This window comes from Alcanivorax sp. HI0083, assembly GCF_001635175.1.
This window is the reverse complement of the sequence record NZ_LWFX01000683.1, coordinates 1-279: the sequence shown is the minus strand read 5'-3', so window position 1 is coordinate 279 and position 279 is coordinate 1. Positions and strand designations below refer to the sequence as shown.

At 59.1% G+C, this 279-nt stretch carries 1 protein-coding gene; it reads right to left on the bottom strand.

What is annotated here, in order from left to right:
* The coding region (locus tag A3754_RS06775; protein ID WP_156496864.1) for an aminotransferase class III-fold pyridoxal phosphate-dependent enzyme at nucleotides 1-279 on the bottom strand (279 nt) is incomplete at both ends.

Below are 279 nucleotides of genomic sequence, written 5' to 3'. Positions count from 1 at the left end.
CAACACACCGTACTCGTCACACAGGGCCCGCACCGCTTTCAGGTAGGTGGGATGATAAATACGCATGCCGCCAGCGCCCTGCACCACCGGCTCCAAAATCACGGCGGCGATCTCCTGGTGATGGGCCGCCAGCATCTGCTGGATGGAATCCAGATCCGCCGTATCGAAATCACTGTCATAGGGGCACTGCGGTGCCTCAGCAAAATAATGTTTGGCCAGCACGCCACTGAACAGCGAATGCATGCCGTTGACCGGATCACAGGCCGCCATGGCGCCAAA